Consider the following 18509-nt stretch of genomic DNA (forward strand, 5'->3'; position numbering starts at 1 on the left):
CCTTTAGTGTGTAGCTTCCAGTCGTTCTTTGAGGCTGGTGGCTAAGTCTAGAAGTTCGTCTGGGTTATCTGCGGGCCGTTGTTGGGACAGATTCCTCTGTGCTGCGCGTACGAACTTGGCGAGTGTGCCGGCGTCGCGGGCCAGTGGGGAAGTGGCAGGCAACTCCGCTTGTATTACCTGTAGGTGCTTGGCGGCACTGTTGGCGGCGTCTAGTGCGTACTTGTAGTCTCCAGTATCCCCGTGCGCCCCAATAAACAACGCGCACAGGTGCGTGTCCTGGGCTTCATGAATAATGTCAGCCATTCCTTTACCCCCTTAACCTCCGACCAACGACAACGCGTGCTAAACCCCGACATTATACATATTCTTTATGAATGGGTTATGGCAAAAATACACCTAACGAAGAAAACACACCAAAAGACGCTTCTCCGAAAGAACAAGATGCACCAGATAGGAACCCCTCTATAGAGAGCCATACCGAACAGGAAAAAGAAGTCACCCAAAGCACAAGTTCTGCTTCGCCTGCCCGCTCCGAATGGCTCCGCGACATTGGAATACCATTCATTGCCTCCACAGTGGTGGGATCCATTTTTATGGTGACGCAGATTTGGGACTCTAACAATCAGGCAGACACAGCAGAGCGACTCGAAAATCTGCGATACGTTCGAGATCGGGCTCAAGTTGCGACGTCAGCTAACCTATCACCCCATTGTCTAACAGCTGACGGGACCATATTTACCCCTGGTACGCCCACTACGAAATCTTCCACAGATAAACCAGACCCTTCCATTCCTGAACTGCCTTTTAAAGACTTTGACCTAAAGGAACAAAATTTGAGTGGTCTTTGGCTTAATTGTGCAAACTTTAGTGGAGCAAACCTCGAAGGGGCAGACTTAAGCAACGCAGTTTTAATAGAGGCGAAGTTTGACGGCGCGAATCTAAGAAACGCGAATCTACAAGGTGCAATCCTTGAACTAGCACAATTAGGGGGTGCCGATTTGCGTGGTGCGGATCTAAGCAACGCGGACCTATCGGGAACTCCTACAGACCTTTCAATTCTTGAAACTGCAACTTTGCACGAGACCATTCTTCCAGAGGATAACTTGGCGTTGACTCCACAACAGAAACAACGCTTACAAGATTTAGGTGCGACTTTCACTAAGGAGGAAGACCCCGAACCATAGTATAAAAGTCCGATTAGGTACACCCTATTGTTACGTGCGCCTATGGCAGTAAGTTACATGTAAAATAAGGTAGATTTGGGCATTATTTTACACTTGTATAGTGGGGTCTAGGCCGTATCTATACAGAAAGTGGTGATTGTGGTGTCGACGGCTAGTGGTTCTGGTTCGCGTGGGCAGCGGGTGGGGTATATCCGCGTTTCAACGGTGGAGCAAAATAATCAGCGCCAGAAAGAACTACTGTCCGTGTCTGGAAGTATTGACCGGTTCTTTGAGGACAAGATTTCCGGCCGCACTAAGACCGAGCGCCCTGGGCTTAGGGAGTGTATGGCCTATGTGCGCGACGGTGACGAACTCGTCGTCTCGTCGATTGATCGCCTCGCCCGCTCACTAACAGATCTACGCGGTATTGTCGACGAACTCGTCGACAAGGGCGTAACCGTTACCTTCCTGCACGAGCATCTCACTTTTACAAAAGACACCGCGGATCCGCGTGCGGATCTTATGCTGGGTATTTTGGGTTCGTTTGCGGAGTTTGAGCGGGCCATTATCCGCGAGCGCCAGGCGGAGGGTATTGCGTTGGCGAAAAAGGCCGGCAAGTACAAAGGCCGCAAACCCGCCCTTAGCCCAGACCAAGTAACAGAAATTAAGCAGCGCGCACTAGCAGGGGAGGCGAAGGCAGCGCTGGCGCGGGAGTTTGGGGTCACTCGCCCTACGGTGTATCGGGCGCTGAAGAACGCGTAGACGCGACGGAGCGCGGAGGGAATGTATACGCGATACTTTTCGCATCCGACAGTATTTCTACGGATCGTATCTAGCGCGGATATCGGCGGGGCTTAGGCTTCTACCTGTATCGGAGCAAATTTATAAGTGTTGCTACTGCTATGGCTGATATTCCAGCCGTCCCCCCGCTTCCCCAGCTAATCACTTCAAATTGAGCTAAGAGGGCGACAAGACATATCCCTAAAACTGCGGATAACCCAATTCTGATATAGGAATTCATTGAGCCATTCTCCTTCGTCAGTCCTTACCTTAATACCAATCAACGCATAAAACCGCTGCCTTGATTCAAGAGAGTCACAACTGTTGAAGTCTCACCAGTATACAGCCTAAGATAAATTTTTAAGCTTTGCGTTCTGGTACTTTCCTACGCACCCTAGATACGCGACTCCAAGGGCCCACTAAGCGCGCTCTATATTAACCTCTATCAAAGTCCATTCCACCATTTCGCAGCGGTATAGATGCTTACGTTCTTCCCTGCAACAGAGTCTAAAGCCGCCGAGACGGACTGCTCAGTACATGGGGATTTCTGGACCTTGGCCACGGAAGTTTTCGGTCAAAGCCCCGAACTCGACTTCCCATATATGAAACTCACTCGGCAAGAATGCAGGCTCCTTTTTCTGCCGAGAAACAACATCAGCTTGAGCTGCTTCACGTGTGGTAAATGCGGCCAATATATCTGGGCCTATTTCCTGGTAGCGCACGGAGGAATGTTGCGCATACCCTTCCCTAAAAACGAGATAAACAAGTCTCGGGAAACGACACTTGTTTAGTTCCCCCTTCCAGCCTTGAAGGGGAACTTCTTCAGTCCAACAGGTTATATCTGAAGAATCAACATGCTCGCCCATGGCACGCTCCTGCTCCCTAGTTAAAGCTATTCCGACGAATTCCTCGTCATACGTAGCGTCCGTACGCGCAAAGAGTACAAAGATTCTAGCCTGGTTACTGTTGTTTAAGATTCTACCTATTAAACCTTGCATGCTTCTCTAAACGGTTTAGTGTTAACAGTCGCAGTGTAAGTTTTATCGTCGTCTACGATAGTTCCCGTATTCGAGGGGCCTAACCCCCGACGTGTCCACTTTCCGGGGGTCAGGCCCACGCGTCTTTCGGCCCGAGGATCCGCTTCAGTCGACCATGGTCGCCTTCCAGGATGTTGTTGAGGTATTTCACCTGCCGGTGTTCCACTATTGCCGGCCAGATTCCCACTGACTTCAACTCGGCGATTGCCCTGACTAGGGAGGGTGCTTTACCGCCGTTGATCACTCTGGGATACCCGGCTGACGCATTGGATCTGACGGCCTTGGCTAGGAAACGCTTCGCTGCGGCCACGTTCTGCTTCGGAGAGAGGTAATAGTCTAGGGTCTGGCCACCGGCGGTGATCGCCCGATAGAGGTAGCATCACCTGCCGCTGACCCGGATATAGCTCTCATCCACCCGCCAGGAACTGGCCTGCCAGTCAGGTACCTGTCGGTACCACCGTGTTTGCTTATCCAGCTCAGGCGCGTATTTCTAGACCCAGCGGTAGATCGTGGTGTGATCAACCGGCACGCCCCGTTGAAGTCATCATTTCCTCCAGATCGCGGTAGCTCACCCCGTAGCGGCAGTACCACCTACTGCCCACAGAATGATGCCACGGGGGGGAAATGACGGCGGGAGAAGATACCCATGGCTGTGATTATTTCACGTCGCCCTTCCTACTGCCCCAACTTTGCAACAGCACCAGAGAGAGCATAAAAGAAGCGTAGCGGTTAACCGCTACGCTGTGTTGTGGGGATTTTTACTTTTTACGGTGCACGTGTTCTAGTTAGTGGTTCGTTTCTTTCCTCGGGTGATTGCGACGATATTCCTCGACCAAGTGAGCAATACCCGGCGCAGCCTGGGACAGCATCCAGGTCATAAGCGCTATAAGAACCCCTATGACGATAAGTGTTAACGCCAACCAGCCCAGTGTTGGGGCAACACCTTCGGCCTCCTGGACGTGACCCCACAAGGCAGACACGCCGTCGGGTATGCCGAGCATACTTAGCAGCCCCTTCCCCAAGGCTCCGACAGCAACGAGTGCAATAGCAACGAAGAGAACACTGGCTGCAATCCACGCGGCAGACTGGCAAGCCTTAATAAAGTGCCTGTTAGATGCTGCCATGTCCTCGTTATACTTCTTGCGCTCTGCTCGTATATCCTCCAGCAGCTTCTCGTTGGCCTCCTTCTCCTGGAGCAAGGCGTTGCGGGCCTTGTCAGAGGCTTTTGCTGCCTTGTGCAGGCTTTCCGACTCTTTCGACATTGCCTCGGAGACCGCTACTGCTACCAGTGGCTCCAGGTCAGTAGTCAGGCTGGCCGTCATCTGGTTGTTGAGGCTCTGGGCTACTGCTTGGCTGGAAGACCGGTCGAGCTGGATGGGACTTTGTGCTGCCCTGATTACCTCCCGTTGTAGCTTTACGAGCTGCGACATCTGCTGATTTAGCTCGAGTAGAGTTCCCTTGACCCCGTCCATGCCGCTGGGCAGTGCCTCGATATTCTTTATCAGGCCGGTGATCATCTGTTGCACTCCCATCATCGTTTCCTGGAAGTGACTGCTGCTCACGTAGTTCTTGTTCTCGGCGAGCCTGCCCCTTACGCTTCCTAATTCGGTCTCCACTTTCGCTAATCGCGTCGAGAAGTCGCTGGGCAGACTGTTGATAATCTCCCCCGCGTTCTCCGGCAGACTCTTCAGTTTCTCCTGCGTCGCCTTGATAGCCTTCTCCACTTTGTTCAGGCGTGGATGGAAAACCTTCAAGACGCTTTCCATCTTGCCCTTCGCTGCTGCCTGGGCTATCTGTGTCATCTCGGTCACTGAGACCATAATTAAATCCCTCCTGGGAGTAGTAGTTTTCCTCCTCGTCATCGAGAAGGCTGGAGCCGTATTTCGCCTCCAGGTCATCGTCAATTGCATCAGCTTGGAGTTCCACCTCCTGCCGCGCAACGAGAGCTGCCTGAGCTTCGTTAACGCGCTCGGTCACACCCTCTAGCGAATAGCTGCGGCCTAATTTCGAGCCGGCCTTAGCTGCTTTACGCTTTCGGGTACGCCCTGCCTTCGTGGTGTTCGTGAAATAGGCCTCCTCTCCGTCATCATCGACCAGGGCCACGGTTAACGATTCACCCTCGGTCTTTGAGTTAGGCTGCACTTTTAGGGACAGGTTGTGATGTCTATGGAGTTTTTGGACACGGAGTCTAATGGATTTTTGGACGGGGAGTCCAGATAGTTTTTGGTCACGGAGTCCAAAGACTTCCTTGTCGTGATGTCTCAAGACTTTTTGGACAGTCGGTGGGTTGGAATACCAAGATGGCTATTTCAACCCATCTCCGCAAGAAAATAGCGGACTTCGACCCAGTAAGAGACGGACGAACCGTCACCCAATTCTGCAAGGATATTGGCGTATCTCGCCAAACCTATGCCAACATCAAACGCCGCGTTGAACAACGCGGCCGTGCAGGCATCCTGCCTGACTCCACCGCCCCGCATTCCCCAGCCAGAATCTACGATGATCACCTTCGTCAGAAAGTCATCACAGCTCGATCAGTGCTCAAGGCCCAGGGACGTGACTATGGCCCGTGGTCAATCTATTACTACCTCATTGATGACCTTGGTTTAGAGCACCCACCGGCACGGTCTACGATTGCGCTTTGGCTCCACGAAGCTGGTGTTGCTGAGGCCAATGCCCGTAAACGTCCTCGTAAAAGCTATAAACTCTGGGCACGCGATAAGGTCGATGAGCTGTGGCAACTCGACGGGTTTGTCTACCGACTCTTTGACACTCCACATACCCAGATCACTATCTACCAGCTGGTTGATGATGCCAGCCGGTTTGATCTGGGCTCACAAGCCTTCGCCGCCAAAGAAAACGGATTCGATGCTCGCACTACCTTGGCCGCAGCAATAGAAACGTATGGTCGCCCGCAGGAACTTTTGACCGATAACGGTGAAGCTTTTGCCACCTATCACCGGGGCCGATTGTCCGATACCGAGCGCTGGCTCGCCGCCCAAGGTATCTGGTCCATTGCAGGTTTTGGCCCGCAAACCCAAGGCAAAGATGAACGCTCGCATCAAACCATGACCAAGTTTCTCGATGCACGCCAACCTACGACACTTCAGCACGTCCAACAGCTGTTGGACGACTACCGCGAGTTTTACAACACCAGGCGCCGCCATCAAGGCCTGTTAGTCGGCAAAATGCACATCACTCCAGCCCAAGCCCGTGAGCACTTCGCCCACGCTCAATCCCCAACACAACCCATTGACCCGGATATGCTGTGGGCCAAGATTGTGAAGTCATACCGGGATACACACTCAGAAAGCGCGATACACCACGAGCATCGTATCGAGAATGGGGTTAAAGAGGCGATGGCGCCGGTTGTGGGAGAAGTTGCAGCTTCTCCCACAACCATCGATGACGATAACGAACCAATCCAGCAAGAATCATCTCCTACCGTCAGTCCCACCGTAGACGGTCTATCCGCCCAGTCAAGCAACGCCTGGGGTATCCCCGACACACTGTGGATCAACAAAAGCGGAGTGGTGCGCATCCTGGGCTATGGATTCTATGTAGGACTCCGGTTTAAAAACCGGCTCATATACAGCCACGTTACCGATGACACCGCTGAGTTCTTCACTGATCATGATGGTGAAGCACTGTTTTCATTCCCACTGCCCATCAAGCTACTTGAGCGTCCAGCCGGCGGACAGATCAACATCGGGCATGTCGAAGGAATGTGGCACCGCCGACCACCAGAGATCAAACCAATCCTGTCGCGTCCGCGCCCGTCGAGACGAAAGAAACCATAACCGGTAAGACGAGCTAGAGACTGTCCAAAAACACCAAAGACTCCCTGCCCAAAAAGCAGGGAGACTCCACGTCCAAAAAGTCATTGGACTCCTAGCCCAAAAAGTTACTGGACTCCGTGTCCAAAAAGTCCATGGACATAACACTTTTAGGGACAGGTTGTAGTCGCCAGCAACCTCTAGCGCCTTGGTCAGCGGGTCCTCGGCATCGGCTACTCGTTCATCAGCACACAGCTCATCTATGCGCTTGCGAGCAAAATCAGCCCAGGTGATTGCTGTTAATTCATCCACGCCCAGGCCCGTCGAGTCGGTGGACTGGCCCTCTTTGCGTGCCCTGCGCTCGGCAGGAAGTAGCGATATTTCCGGCTTTATCGGCTTGCTGTCTTTCGGCTTGCTACCTATCGGCTTGCTTCCATTGCCTCCCTGACGGCCTCCCGGCTTGCCCAGGACACGCATCCCCAACTCGCGCATCAACTCATCGTTGACGTTGCGCAACTTAAACCAGTTACGCATGTCCCTCGGTGCAGCCTTCTTTGTCTGCGGGTCGTGGTTGGCAAAGACGATATGGTTATGGACGCAGCCGCTTTTACTGTCGGTGTGCGTGGCAACGGTAAACGGAACTCCCGTGCCTTTAGTCAGCCGCATCGCCAGCTCTGAACCGGCTGCATTAGCCCGAGCTACATCAGCCGGGTTGTCCTTATCCAGCTCGTCTTTCGCCCACGATTGGATATAAATAATTGCTTCGTCAGTGCGCTGAGACGGAGCATAACGCTCCATCTCGTCCACACTGGCCTCCATGAAGTCCACTCCAGACCAGCGGCCAGATGTCGCCTGCGGCGAGAACGATTCAGCATTAGGTTGAACCGTGCATAAAGCATCAGCTCGCGCCCGGCCCTTGCGGGCATTGTCTGCCGTTCCGTAGACGGCATACACTGTCGCCGCGCGGAGGTTCTGGCTGTAGCTAATCTTGATTGTGGACAAAGTCTTTCACCTCCTGGCGGAGAGAATCGACTTTGTCAGCGATGCCTTCTACCAACTCGGACACCGATTCAGTCCCGTCGATATTTGCCCGCCGAGCCAGCTGGTTCAGATTGATGCCAATCCGGCGCAGTTGCTCGTTCATCTCGTCCCACCGGCGCAGCGTGTCCGGGGCCAAACGCTTTTGCGTTAGCACGCTCTCCTCCTCTGCGAGGACATAGAGAGCTTCCCGGAACACGACTGCTTTTTGCACACCTGCGAACCGTGCGACCTCCTCGACAAATTTGTCCAAATCCTTGTCGAGGCGCACGGTTGTCCGCGAATATGTCGAGAACTTGTCTCGCATATCCACCTCCTACTTTCCATACTTACTGTGGCAGGGTGGCCCCGGCTGCTGACGCAGCCAGGGCCACAGTCTGTTAGTGAGGGTCACGCTTCTCCGGTGTCGGCCCCCTGAATCTGCTGCGCAGCTTCAGGCGTACTCGCCACCGTCAAAGACGGCCCTCCCTAACAGGCGGCCAGCAAGCCACTCGGGCACCTCCGGTGTCTCGTGGCGCTGGCGAGGGAGATTCTCTCCCTCGACCCTCTGGTCCTACGCTCACTGACCGTAGTGGTCAGTTTGCTCCGGGCCTGCGGGGGATTCCTCCGGCTCTGGGGAGCCTTCGGAATCTGCCTCAGAGGCTTCGTCAGCCTCTTCGTATTCCCCGCCGTGGGAGTCCTCAGAACCCTCCGACTCCTCCGACTCTGTAGAGTCATCGGAGCCTTCATCGGCTTCTTCGTCCTCCGACTCCTCCGGCTCGGTCGAGCCTTCGGAATCGACTTCGGAGCCTTTATCAGCTCCCTCGTCCTCCCCGCGATGAGCGCTCTCGTCCTCCTCGGACTCTTCGCGGGAGGGGGCCACCTGTGTGCCGCATTCCACGAGCAGTTCCCGGACAGAACGGTCGAGAAATGCGGCCCATTTGCTCGACGGTTCATAAACGCAGGCGGCGAGAACTTTGCCTAACCTACGCTCAATTTCCTCGAACTCCGCAGCCAATTCGGTTTCCTCTCGCTTCTGCTTCTCCAGGCGAGCTTCAAACTTTTTTATCGCAGAGGCGGTCTGAGACTTCGTAATCATAGTTCTGGTTCCCATCCTTTATCTGTGTCGTTTTCTTCTGGTTCATTCTGGAAAAGAGGGGCAAATCGCGGGTCTTTAACCGTGACGTTACGGGGCTTGCGCTCGGGCTGGCCCGGGGGATTGCCGTTGGGCTTGCCCTGCATTTTCCTGTCGCGTTCGTCAAGCTCTCGTGACAGCTGGTCTATTTCGGCATCGACCTTTTTCCTCTCCTCCCTAAGCTGCTCCAGGGACACGCCCTCTGCGGGAGCGTGTTGGGCAAGATCCTCGAGAATCTCCTGGACGCGATTAGAACGACGAATGATGTCGGCGCAGTCTAGGCCGACTAAACCTGCGATAAGGCCTTTTGCAGATTCCTCGGCTTCGTAGCGTTCCTTCGACCCGCCGCGAGGTGTCCGGGGTGGCTGCGGTGATTGTGGCTCCATGGCCAACTCCTTTCTTTAGGTTGCGGTATTTCGGTGCCATCGGGCACTTGGGTTAAGCACCCGATGGTTCAAGGCTTCCCAGGGGTATGTTGCCTACGTTGTTAACGTCTCTGTGACGATAAAAGTGTCTAGGGGAGGGCTGCGAGAGAGCTGCATGCAAACCGCCTACTTACACTCAGACCAGTTGTCGCCAGGGCCAGCTGAATCCGAGAGCACAGGGACAGAGACCCCACCAGAGGAAGGCAGCTCGACAGCCTTAAAGGCGGCTACCACACACTCCTTAATCCCCTCAGCACGCTCGCGTGGCACCGAGAGAATAATCTCGTCATGGACGAAAATGCGTACCATCTCCAGGACTTCCCTCGGGAGATTGAGAACGCCCTCCAGGAATACGTCTCGGGCCGTGCCTTGACCGTATGCAGCCGGTGCTTGGGTATAAGCCCTATCTCGTGCGACAGCGACACGGCGACCGAAGCCGGTGGAAACCCAGCCACGAGTCTCGGCGCTTTTACGCAGAGACTCTTTGAAGGACTCCAGCTCCGGGAACTCACGATGCAGGCGGTCAAGCTGAGACCGAGCCTCAACAACAGAGATGCCAGCATGGTCGGCAAACGACTTTGGCCCCATGCCGTAGTTTGCCGCATGGCCGAGAGCTTTAGCCTCAGACCTGCGGGACTTATCGCCAAATACACGGACAGCCATCTCTGTATGTGCGTCACGACCAAGCGCGAATAGCTCTGAGTAGCGCTCGTCACCGCTGCCAGCAGCCATGCACCTAGCATCAATCTGGCTCAAATCCACGCTGATAAGAACCTCGTCAGCACTATCCGAGAGGATCATCTCGCGTTGACGGATAAGCCTTTTATCACGAGAACCGAAAACCGTCATACCTGGATCTTTGGTGCTCAAGCGTCCAGTGTTCTGACTGGGCTTAATAGACGGGTACACACGGTCACCGTGCAGATACTTTTTAATCGTCGCAGCAGGCGTCGAGGCTTGCAGCAGTGTTTGCATCCTAGTCGCCAGCTCGACTACCTCGGGGGTGCCTGCATGTTGCTCAGCAAGCTCCTGCATCGCCTTACCGCTAATCGAGATTCCACCTTTCTTTGTACGCGGCACTTCGGCACCGAATCGGCCAAAGTAGTCTGCAATAGCCTGCTTGCCATCTACCGAAGCCCATGGCGACGTACCTTCGTCGGGCATACCGACAGTGTCTACTAGCCACTGTCGGATATTGCTTTTCGTCTGTTCTTCCTCCGCGAAAAAAGCCTCGACCTTACCGGTGTCTACACGGATACCTTTCGCTTCCACGACGGATAGAGCGTACGTCTTTTCGTGCTCACGCTGGAGATATTCCTCGCCCACTGCGTCGATGGTCTCAGGCAGAAGCTTGCTGTATACGGCAGTGTTCGCCCGCACGTCCTGGAGCGCGTACTTGACATAGTCAGGGTGATCGGTGGGTATCTTGTCGAAGCCACCAAACTGCTCCGCCTGCGCGTCAAGTACTGTTTTCCCATCTTTGAGCAACTTTCCACCAACGCCGTAACGCGACGCGACAGCATTGAGGTCGTACTTTAAGTTCTTAGCACCACCTGCAGCCAGCCGCGCCATGACGAGAGTGTCATGCACACGGTTAGACTTCACCAGAGCCTCAACATCGAGACCATAAAGACGCTGTAGCGCAGCTAGGTCGTATTGGACGATGTTGTGGCCTACGACCACGCCTGCACGCTCGATTAGAGGTAGCAGCTCACCTGCAATATCGGTTGTAGCTACAGGTTCTGCACCATTGATGGAGTAAGTAGCCAGCCGGACAAAGCCAGGGTCATCCGTCACGTGCAGGTGATCGGCACGGCCGGTCTCCAAGTCGAATACCAGCGTGTCAACACTATCTGTATCCGAAGGCTCAGGTGTTGCAGGGGTAGAAGGCTCTGGCGGCACACTGTTATCGGGACCAGCACCAGGGCCGGGGCCACCACCCCAGTCATCCTCGCACACCACATGAAAAAGCTTCGTGTGGTGCTTTACACCAGCGCTTTCAAGACAGTATCCACCAATCCACGCGCCTTGCAGACGGGAGTAGACACGCCCGAGGCGGCGTGCTGAGACCTCGTCCAAAGAAACCAGACCCTCAGGCAGAGGGACATAGTCGCGGGAGTCAGCGATTTTGCATTCCGCGTCGAAGGCGCGGAAATCGTCGCCCTCCATTGCTTCATAGAGCCACGCTAGGTGCTCAGCGTTTTCCTGCTCAGAAGCGTTATACCGTGCTCGGATCTCCTCCAAGTCTGTCGTGAGATCGGCATACCCGACGTGCTCCAAAGTGCCACCGACCACGTGATACCAGCCCTCGAAAGAGCCGAACGGGCCGGCCACATTAGGCGATGGCCTGCCAGCCACAGCCCATGCACGGATTAGTGTCAGTGCCGCTGCCAGCAGTTCACGCCGGTGAGCACGCACATATCGGCGCAGGTGAGGATGCCGGAAACCGCTGCGAGATTCAGGCCTGGAGCACTTCGGGTCGAGAAGAATAGGAACGACACGGCGGGCCAGGTCGCCGTCAACAGCGATATTATTTCCGGCTGCGTACACGCACAGGTTGTTTTGTACCGAAATCATGCGCGACTCACCAAGGATGCGGTCGGTATAAGACTCGGCTGTCAGCAGGGCAGATAGAGCTTTACTATCCACACCGACGCTACATTCGTCGAGGAAAAGTGTTGCAGCACCAGCAAAAAGCTTCGACGCAATTACCTTCCGCATCTCTGTCTCAGTACCAGGCAAGTCCTGCACCGCAGCAGTCTCGCCTGTTGCGATCAGATGGAAAACATCTGTGAGCAGACCTTTTCCAGAGGATCGGCGCACGGCAGAAATCACGTGCATAGGTGCTGTGGTAAGCATCGGACGCGCCAGAGGTGTTAGCAGAGCACCGAGAGCACGGGTGCGATCAGCAGGAGTTACCCACGGAAAATCGTAGAGAACATCCTCAAGCAGCACCTTTGCATTCTCCACGTCCTGATCACTTGGTTTATCTGGCACAGAGATACCGGTAAGGGAATCGTCGAGGTCTACATAGACACCCGTGCCCTTGTGGTAACCCGAGCGCGTGATAATTTCGCCAGTCTCTGTAACCAGCGGCGACCGCGTCACGCTGTGCAGCGGCGGCAGACTATCGGTATAGAAAGGAGTGAAAATCACGTCGATATCTTTGTCCATCGGTGCCACGACAGTGGTGGAATCGTCAGTTTCACGCACCAAATCGAAAGCAGCAGCAGCCAGACGCCGCCCCGTTGCACGGTCTACCGGCACCAGGACAGCCTGGCCATCACGCCGAGAAATCATTACAGGACGAGAATCCTGGCGAAACAGTGTCACACCTGCATGTTTACTCTCAATTGCCTCCCAAGCTCGATCCCATAGCGTTTCAGGCGGCAAGTCGGTATGAAGCTTCGGACGCGAGTCGTTGCGAGTCTCGTCAGTGTTGCTGCGCTGCTTCTTGCTAGCACGCTTCGGCATCTTGCTGGCAGGCTTAGCCTGCGCCCGGCGAATCCACAGCTCAAGCATCTCAGAGCGCTCGCCATCGTCCACAGTGGCAAGGACATCATCTAACCCTTGCGACCCGTGGCCTGGCATACGCACGAAACGGACAGGGGATGCACCCCACGCCTTACAGTGTTCACCAAGGCCTTGCGCACCGTCGTAGACAGCACGGTTAGAGCCAGCATCAGCATCAGGGATGATGTAGACAGACTGCCCTTTAAGACGGGCAAAAGCAGGGTTAGGCCCGTCCTCGCCACCCATCCATGTCTGAATACCAGGGATGCAGTACACAGCAGTCGTGTCATCAGTCCAGGTCATCGCAGCAAGAGCCTGCTTCGTGCCCTCGACCACCAGCACGCGACGTGTGGCACTCGTAATCGGTCGCCGCTCGATAAACGACGGCGAGATATTCGACCCTTCTTTCTTCGGGCAGATGTATTTACGGGGTCGCCCCTCCTCGTCCACCAAAGAACCAGGTTGTGGCTTTACTTGCCACGTCACACCGCGCCCGGCCTCAACCATTGGATAGACCAAAGCCGGAAGGGTGTCGTTTCTATCTGCAATCCAGCGCAACGGCTCAGGCAGCTCGTCACGGGTGGAGGCAGTATAGACACCAGTTGCAGCGATTGTTTCATCGCTAATAGCAGAGGCATGAAGCTCAGCTAGATGGTCTGAATTAAGGTCAATGTCTGGACTTATGACAGTCGAGGCAGTAGAATCAGAGTTGTTCAGATTATGAGAGGCGCTCTCCGGGGCGCTTTTCTTATGTGTCACGCCGCTGCACCCCCAGACAGAACAGTTGTAAGGCGGCAACGTTGCTCCTCACTTAAAGCAGGCGCAACAGCTACAATGGCATCGATGAAATCCTCGACAGTCGCCGGGCGGTGACATGCCGCTAAGTAAGCATCGAGATCGGCGCGGCTTACTCGGTACGTGCCGCCGATAAGATGTGCTCCCAGCTCGCCACGCTTAATCCTGTCGCGCAGAACGTCAGCGCTGCCGAGACCCATGTCGGTGAGGTCAGCGAGGGTATAAAACGAAAGACGGGGGTTGACCGCAGGAGCGGTAACAGAGGAAGACAAAGCGTACTCCAGACAGCATTAATCGCTATCCGGAGAGGGGTGCGTTCCCGGCTTATATCTGGGCGGTCTGAGAGCACCGTGCGCAGCTTCGCTTTACGGGAGCGCTAACTCCCTACCCAACCTCTGTCCCCAGCCTGGCTTGCCGTTCCAGGACTTACGCGGATGTATCTTTTATCGTCGGAGAAACGGCATGCTCGTGCCGTCGGGGCTACCCATTTTAAGCATTGTTCTCGGGGTTATCCCTGCCGACTCCCTCGCATAACGGAAAATCGACACTGATGACAAGTATAGGGAGCAACCCGCCAGCCGTCAAGAAAAAAGAGCACTTTTTCGGCACAGGTCGCCGCCGTTAGGTACGGGACATGTAGGGGTTGGCGCGGCCTAGGTACCGTCCGAGATTGCTCCGGTGCTATCAGCCTTACTGCGTGCTTTTTGGTGGGGGTTATGGGGCTTATGGGGCTTGGATTTCGGCCCTCTATACAAAAACATGAAAAAATGGAAGCTTAGGTACACAAAACCTTTTAAATTTTCCTATTTTCTAGCGCAGGGTTAAAAGTAAGCCCCCTAACCCCCACCTGCTGCTGTACCGTGCTGCCGTGCTGCTGTGTATGGAAATGCTATATAGTACCCACAACCCACATTCATTTAAGTCGGAGCTCCTGCGCACCCTTGTCACCGCGCTTGCGGCTACCCATAGCCCGGACGAGCTGAACCTCGTACTGGTGGATTTCAAAGGCGGCGCTACGTTCTTAGGATGTGACCACCTGCCGCATACCTCTGCGGTGATTACTAACTTGGAAGAAGAATCTACGCTGGTAGAGCGTATGTACGATGCCATCTCCGGCGAGATGAACCGCCGCCAAGAGTTGTTGCGCACCGCCGGAAACTTCGCCAACGTCAGCGAGTACAACGCTTCCGCCGCTGCAGTACGCGAGCACGGGCCACTGCCCGCCTTGGTCATTGTTGTTGACGAGTTCTCGGAGCTTTTGGGCCAGCACCCTGATTTTGCGGAACTTTTCGTTGCCGTCGGCCGCTTGGGGCGCAGTCTCCACGTGCACCTGCTTTTAGCCTCTCAAAGACTCGAAGAAGGCCGGTTGCGGGGGCTGGATTCCCACCTGTCCTACCGAATCGGGCTAAAAACCTTCTCTTCGGCGGAATCCCGCCAAGTATTGGGCGTGACCGATGCCTACCATTTGCCCGGCCAACCCGGCGCGGGCTACCTCAAGTCTGATGCCGAGGCGTTGATTCGTTTCCAAGCCTCCTATGTTTCTGGGCCCGTGCCGCGCCGGGCGATAGCTGAAGCTCATGGGGACGGACCCGCCGCAGCCCGCGGCCGCGTGCAGTTCTTTCGAGGTTGGGCAGAGGAGGAAGAAAGCACTAGCCCTGTGGTTGTTCTCGATGACACCACCACTGTGCTTAGCGAGGTCGTGCGCGCCGCGGCAGAAGAAGCCCAATTGCGTGATCAATCGGCACACCGTATCTGGCTGCCGCCGCTACCACCGGTCATTGAGCTATCTGCATTACCCGGACTGTCTAGCGGAGCGGACGTGGGCACCTCGTCGTCTGTTGCAGGTAACGGGACGCTGCTGGCTCCTGTCGGCATTATCGATAGACCGTATTACCAACGCCAAGATGAGCTGATAATCGATTTCCACCAGCACGGCGGGCACATGGCCTTATGCGGCGGCCCGCAGTCAGGAAAATCAAGTGCGCTGCGCACCATCGTCTCGGCTCTGGCGCTACGGCATAGCCCCAAGGCAGCACGCTTCTACGTCATCGATTTGGGCGGCGGTCAGCTAGCGTCTCTGGAGAGACTGCCCCACGTTGCCGGAGTTGCCGGGCGTGAGGAGGGAGAAAAGGTGCGGCGCATTGTGGACGAAGTAGCCGGCCTTATTCGCCGCCCGGAACAGTGCGCAACCTTCCTCGTCATCGATGGCTGGCACCACATAGGCACCTCCAACGCGGAGTTTGAAGACATAGCGGAGAAAGTCACAGAGATAGTCGCCGATGGCGCCTCTGCCCACGTGCATGTCGTCATTGCCACCTCGCGGTGGACCACGATGCGCCCCGCTATCCGCGACCTCATAGCGAACCGACTTGAGCTGCGCCTTGGTGAGTCCTTGGATTCGCTTATTGACCGCAAATTGCAGCAGAAGCTACCCAGCGCGCCGGGCCGCGGGCTCACCTTGGCCGGAGAGAATATGCTCCTAGCTCGCACATCAAACCAGGACATCGCCCACATTTGCCGCGTTCATGCCGCAGCCGATCCAGTTCCGCAACTCAAGATGCTGCCCGCGGTACTCACCCCGTCTGCCCTTGCTACTCAAGGGGACATTCCCGACGGCGAGATCGCCTGGGGCATCGGCGGACGGGATCTCGATCCGCTGACGTGGAATCCATCGCGCGAGCCGCACCTAGTGGCAATAGGAGCGCAGGGTTGCGGCAAGTCCACCTTCTTGGCACAAATAATGCGCGGTATCTGCGCCTTCGCGCGGGAAGACGCTCGCCTTGTGGTCATCGACCAGCGGCGGGCCCACTTGGGAACCTTGAACCAAGACATGGTTGCCGCTTATGCCGCAACGCAGACAAGTGCACAAGAGACCATTCTCGATACTGTCCGGACACTGGAATCCCGCCTGCCGGGCCCGGATATTACCCCAGCGCAGCTCGCCGCACGAGACTGGTGGGAGGGGCCAGATATCTACTTGGTCATCGACGATGCGGACCTGCTGAGCGATATTGCCCTTTCACCGCTCCTGGAGCTACTCCCGCACGCCCGCGACATTGGCCTGCATCTCATCGTCGCTCGCAAGTCCGGTGGCATTGGCCGCGCCCTTTTCGGTCAATTCTTCTCTGCAGTGCGCGATCTTCAACCAGCGTTGCTGCTTTTCGACGCCGACCGGGACGAAGGCACCATCTTTGGCCTTAAACCCAGCCAACAACCACCCGGCCGCGGTCAGTGGAGCATCCGCGGTGAAAACCTCGGCGTCGCCCAAGTGGTGTACCCAGAAGGAGAGAAGTAAATGACCACCAACCTCAGCGCGAATTCGCACACCGACGCCCCAATCACTGACGGTGGGGAGACTAACGCTGTACCAATTACCGTCACGATCCTGGACGCGGCCACCATTTTTGAAGGGCCTGATTCGGTATACCGCTACGACCTGCCGGGTACCGGCATCGTGGAAGGTTGGGCTTTGGGCCAGGTCATGGATCAGATTGCAAAGTTGGCCGGGCCGTCCTGGCCCGACGTGGAAGCTTGCGTGGTGGCAGACTCGTCCGGCACGGACATTGCGCAGGAGGCCACCACCATCGTCAGCCGGCAATTGGAAGTCACCGGGGTGCGGCTCATTGACCCAGAACCAGCTATCTCCTCGTTAGCTACGTCAACCTCATTTGGAACCCCTACTCATCCGGCTACGGAGATTGCGGAACCAGCTTCTCCCACCAGAGTGATGGAAGCGCCAGCCTATGATGAGCCAGTAACACCAAGCTGGTCCGACCGGCTGCGCGGTTGGCTCGGGGCTATTGATATCTTCCACCTCGCAATTGCAGTGGTCATTATTGCCGTTGCCGGAGCTTCCTGGTGGGCTATCGGCGCACGAGATTCAGCAGACAGTGATGCCGCCTCAGGTGATTCCCGCCCACAACCACGCGCTGCAGATCCGAGCCGCGACAGCGCAATGGAATCCGTGCCCAACTCGCCAGAGTCCAGTGCCGTGGATACTACAGAACCAGGTGGTAACGAATTAAATCCAGGGGAGAAGCATCTAGATATTGAGGGGATGTCTGTGGTCGTTCCCACCGGGTTTCATACCAAGGTAGAAGATGGGTTGGTTACCGCCACCGGGGAGGATCCGAACCTGCGTATCCTATTGGCGGCGGATGAAATGTTTAACGTTCCGGCGGATGCACTTTTTAAAGAAATCCGCGCGCAGGTCGACGAAGACCCGGCGCTACGCGATGCTACCGATAAGGCCGGGCGCCTGAGCTATACCGAAGACCCAGGGGACGGCTCTTTGGTGGAGTGGACTACCTGGGAAGACCGTGGGCATCAGATGTCTGTGGGGTGCCATACCCGCCACAATTCCAATGCTGTGCAAAAGGCAGCCTGCCGCATGGCTACGGAAAGCCTGGTCAAAAAATAGTCTTAAAAACTTTGCCCCAGGCGGGAACCGTTTGGTGGAAAGTTCAGTCCAATAAAGGTGAGAAAGCACAGATGCTTTTTCGGGGGAATATACACAATCTCATCCGTCCTAAGGAGGGGCGCACTTTTATGTCTCAGACTTTCAAGACACAAGCCGATGTCATGGTTGCCACCGCCGGCAAAGTCGATAACACCAACGATGAAGTCCAAGGCGAGCTCACTCGCCTGCAGGGAGTCGTCGACTCTGTGCGCGGAAGCTGGGTAGGCCAAGCCCAGGTCTCTTTCGATGACCTGATGCAGCGCTACAACACCTCTGCACAACAGCTGCGCGAGGCATTGGCCTCTATCTCTGACAATATCCGCAGCAACGCCCACAACTTCGACAACGTGGAAGCAGAAAACGCCCAGGCATTCTCCAATGTTGGTGGCGGCCTCGCCCTCTAAACCGC

13 protein-coding genes and 3 pseudogenes are annotated in these 18509 nt (G+C 55.6%); 6 read left to right on the forward strand and 10 right to left on the reverse strand.

The window, feature by feature from the left end; translation table 11 throughout:
* Positions 1-3: 3 nt before the first annotated feature.
* Positions 4-303, reverse strand: coding sequence for a hypothetical protein (locus ACLI1L_RS02365; RefSeq protein WP_317001276.1), 300 nt, complete (start codon positions 301-303; stop codon positions 4-6).
* Between the two features lie 71 nt (positions 304-374).
* Between ACLI1L_RS02365 and ACLI1L_RS02370 the strand changes: the two genes are divergently transcribed.
* Together ACLI1L_RS02370 and ACLI1L_RS02375 are read left to right on the forward strand one after the other, a co-directional pair.
* Entirely contained in the window at positions 375-1184 is an 810-nt protein-coding gene (locus tag ACLI1L_RS02370) for a pentapeptide repeat-containing protein (protein WP_317001274.1), read from the forward strand.
* Between the two features lie 132 nt (positions 1185-1316).
* Complete coding sequence (locus tag ACLI1L_RS02375; RefSeq protein ID WP_317001273.1) at positions 1317-1925, forward strand: recombinase family protein; 609 nt, start codon at positions 1317-1319, stop codon at positions 1923-1925.
* 548 nt (positions 1926-2473) lie between these two features.
* Here the strand turns inward: ACLI1L_RS02375 and ACLI1L_RS02380 are convergent.
* The 3 genes and pseudogenes from ACLI1L_RS02380 to ACLI1L_RS02390 form a co-directional block, all read right to left on the reverse strand.
* Entirely contained in the window at positions 2474-2809 is a 336-nt protein-coding gene (locus tag ACLI1L_RS02380) for a hypothetical protein (RefSeq protein WP_317001272.1), read from the reverse strand.
* 247 nt (positions 2810-3056) lie between these two features.
* Positions 3057-3628: pseudogene (locus tag ACLI1L_RS02385) on the reverse strand (IS6 family transposase); the annotation flags it as partial.
* Between the two features lie 137 nt (positions 3629-3765).
* Complete coding sequence (locus ACLI1L_RS02390; RefSeq protein WP_411707952.1) at positions 3766-4800, reverse strand: hypothetical protein; 1035 nt, start codon at positions 4798-4800, stop codon at positions 3766-3768.
* Positions 4801-5280: 480 nt separating this feature from the next.
* Here ACLI1L_RS02390 and ACLI1L_RS02395 point away from each other — a divergent pair, with 480 nt between their 5' ends.
* Positions 5281-6780 carry an integrase core domain-containing protein gene (locus ACLI1L_RS02395; RefSeq protein WP_411707371.1) on the forward strand — a complete coding sequence of 500 codons (1500 nt, stop codon included), beginning with the start codon at positions 5281-5283 and terminating at the stop codon, positions 6778-6780.
* A 513-nt stretch (positions 6781-7293) separates the two neighbouring features.
* Here the strand turns inward: ACLI1L_RS02395 and ACLI1L_RS02400 are convergent.
* The 6 genes and pseudogenes from ACLI1L_RS02400 to ACLI1L_RS02425 all read right to left on the reverse strand — a co-directional run.
* Positions 7294-7575, reverse strand: a pseudogene (locus ACLI1L_RS02400) (relaxase/mobilization nuclease domain-containing protein); the annotation flags it as partial.
* Between the two features lie 163 nt (positions 7576-7738).
* Entirely contained in the window at positions 7739-8101 is a 363-nt protein-coding gene (mobC, locus tag ACLI1L_RS02405) for a plasmid mobilization relaxosome protein MobC (RefSeq protein WP_316327662.1), read from the reverse strand.
* A gap of 252 nt (positions 8102-8353) precedes the next feature.
* Positions 8354-8872, reverse strand: a complete 519-nt coding sequence (locus tag ACLI1L_RS02410) for a hypothetical protein (protein ID WP_411707953.1) — start codon at positions 8870-8872, stop codon at positions 8354-8356.
* Positions 8869-9294: a hypothetical protein gene (locus tag ACLI1L_RS02415; protein WP_046203532.1), complete on the reverse strand. Its 426-nt coding sequence runs from the start codon at positions 9292-9294 to the stop codon at positions 8869-8871. The genes ACLI1L_RS02410 and ACLI1L_RS02415 overlap by 4 nt, the downstream gene beginning before the upstream one ends.
* Before the next feature lie 165 nt (positions 9295-9459).
* Positions 9460-13605 (reverse strand): DNA polymerase, encoded by a 4146-nt coding sequence (locus ACLI1L_RS02420; RefSeq protein WP_316327664.1) that lies wholly within the window; start codon positions 13603-13605, stop codon positions 9460-9462.
* On the reverse strand, positions 13602-13913 hold the full coding sequence (locus ACLI1L_RS02425; RefSeq protein ID WP_316327666.1) for a helix-turn-helix domain-containing protein: 312 nt from the start codon (positions 13911-13913) through the stop codon (positions 13602-13604). Before ACLI1L_RS02425 ends, ACLI1L_RS02420 begins: the two co-directional genes overlap by 4 nt.
* Before the next feature lie 641 nt (positions 13914-14554).
* Here ACLI1L_RS02425 and eccCb point away from each other — a divergent pair.
* The 3 genes and pseudogenes from eccCb to ACLI1L_RS02440 all read left to right on the forward strand — a co-directional run.
* Positions 14555-16936, forward strand: a pseudogene (gene eccCb, locus ACLI1L_RS02430) (type VII secretion protein EccCb); the annotation flags it as partial.
* Positions 16937-18061 carry a type VII secretion-associated protein gene (locus tag ACLI1L_RS02435; protein WP_411707954.1) on the forward strand — a complete coding sequence of 375 codons (1125 nt, stop codon included), beginning with the start codon at positions 16937-16939 and terminating at the stop codon, positions 18059-18061. It begins immediately after the preceding pseudogene.
* Between the two features lie 128 nt (positions 18062-18189).
* A complete protein-coding gene (locus tag ACLI1L_RS02440; protein ID WP_023020602.1) occupies positions 18190-18504 on the forward strand; it encodes a WXG100 family type VII secretion target in 315 nt (104 codons plus the stop codon).
* Positions 18505-18509 lie beyond the last annotated feature (5 nt).

Origin of the sequence: Corynebacterium sp. LaCa117 (assembly GCF_046717765.1) — a bacterium.
GTDB lineage: Bacteria > Actinomycetota > Actinomycetes > Mycobacteriales > Mycobacteriaceae > Corynebacterium > Corynebacterium kefirresidentii.